This window comes from Neptuniibacter pectenicola (assembly GCF_001597735.1).
GTDB lineage: Bacteria > Pseudomonadota > Gammaproteobacteria > Pseudomonadales > Balneatricaceae > Neptuniibacter > Neptuniibacter pectenicola.
In genome coordinates, this window is sequence record NZ_LUTS01000184.1 from 1 (window position 1) to 235 (window position 235).

At 41.7% G+C, this 235-nt stretch carries 1 protein-coding gene; it reads right to left on the minus strand.

Annotation, left to right across the window (positions count from 1 at the left end; genetic code table 11):
- A partial coding sequence (locus A3773_RS17415; RefSeq protein WP_156473581.1) for an Lrp/AsnC family transcriptional regulator occupies positions 1–175 on the minus strand: 175 nt, incomplete at its 3' end.
- Positions 176–235: the final 60 nt, after the last annotated feature.

Here is a 235-nt window from a genome sequence, read left to right on the forward strand (position 1 = left end):
TTTTCGCATTCAGTTCAGCTTTATAGCCACTGATGTAGCCTTCGTCTTCTAAACGCTTTAGTCGACGCCAGCATGGTGCGTTCGAAAGCCCTATTTTATCCGCTAAATCCCTATTGCTTAAACGGCCGTCATTTTGCAGCGCCGCAAGAATACTAATATCAAATTTATCCAGCACGAACTGTTTCCCTTTATTGTTGTTTGAAGAAACTTTGTTGCTCAGTGTGACAAAGAGATA